The sequence below is a fragment of the Micromonospora sp. NPDC047740 genome, assembly GCF_043204735.1.
In the GTDB taxonomy this organism is placed as follows: Bacteria; Actinomycetota; Actinomycetes; order Mycobacteriales; family Micromonosporaceae; genus Micromonospora.
The window spans coordinates 1-1,335 of the sequence record NZ_JBIDCT010000055.1 but is presented as its reverse complement, the minus strand read 5'-3'; the positions used below and the strand labels follow the sequence as shown (position 1 = coordinate 1,335).

The window sequence follows — 1,335 nt, the reverse complement described above, 5'->3', positions numbered from 1 at the left end:
GTGGTGTTGTTCCAGGTGGTGAGGATCTGGTGGTGTTCGTTGGGTAGGAGGATGTCGAGGTCGTCGATGGGGGTGTGTGGGTGGTTGGCGGCTGCTTGTAGTAGGGCTTGTAGGCGGTGGGTGAGGGTTTCGATGGTGGTGGCGTTGAACAGGTCGGTGGCGTATTCGGCTTGGCCTTCGATGCCCAGTGGGGTGCCGGTGGCGTCGTAGTGGTCGGTGAGGTAGATGGCCAGGTCGAACGGGGCGACGTTGGTGTGGACCGGTTCGGCGGTGATCTGGGTGTTCGGGAGGCGGATGTCGGGTTGGTGGAAGTTCTGGAAGGCCAGGGCCACCTGGTAGAGGGGGTGGCGGGCCAGTGAGCGGTGGGGGTTGAGGGCTTCGACGAGGAAGTCGAAGGGCAGGTCCTGGTGGCTGTAGGCGTCGAGGTTGGTGGTGCGGGTTTGTTGCAGCAGCTCGGCGAATGTGGGGTTGCCGGTGGTGTTGGTGCGCAGCACCAGGGTGTTGACGAAGAAGCCGATGAGGTCTTCCAGGGCCGGGTCGGTGCGTCCGGCGGTGGGTGCGCCGATTGGGATGTCGGTGCCGGCGCCTAAGCGGGTGAGTAGGGCGGCCAGTGCGGCGTGGACGACCATGAAGAGGGTGGCGTTGTGTTGTCGGGCCAGGTCGTTGAGCTGCTGGTGCAGGGCGGCGGGGATGGTGAAGGTGGTGGTGGCGCCGTGGTGGCTGGCGATGGCTGGGCGGGGGCGGTCGGTGGGCAGGGTGAGGTGGTCGGGTAGTCCGTCGAGGGTTTGCCGCCAGTAGGCCAGCTGCTGCTCGCGCACGGTATCGAGCAGTTCGCGTTGCCACAGGGTGTAGTCGATGTACTGGATCGGCAGGGGTGTCCAGTCGGGGGCGTGGTGGTGCAGCCGGGCCTGGTAGGCGGTGGTGAGGTCGTTGGCGAGCGGCGCGAACGACCAGCCGTCGCCGGCGATGTGGTGCAGGGTGAGCAGCAGGACGTGCTGGTGGTCGTCCAGGGTGAACAGGTCGGCCCGCACGGGCAGGTCGTGGTCGAGGTGGAACGGCTGCTGGGCTGCGGCGGTGAGGTCGTCGCGTAGTCGCTGCGGGCTGGTGGTGTGCCGGTGCAGCGGCACGGAGAAGTCTTCGAGGACGTGCTGGGTGGGTTCGCCGTCGACCGGTCGGATCAGGGTGCGCAGGCTTTCGTGTCGGCCGATCAGGTCGGCCAGGGCGGCGTGCAGGGCGTGGTGGTCGACCGGCCCGTCGAACCGCAGCGCGTTCGGCAGGTTGTAGGTGGCACTGGGCCCCTCGAGCTGAGCCAGGAACCACAACCGGCGCTGCGCG

At 67.6% G+C, this 1,335-nt stretch carries 1 protein-coding gene; it reads right to left on the bottom strand.

All coding sequences use genetic code 11. The features are described 5' to 3' along the window. The coding region (locus ACGF4F_RS37355; protein ID WP_393085264.1) for a condensation domain-containing protein at window positions 1-1,335 on the bottom strand (1,335 nt) is incomplete at both ends.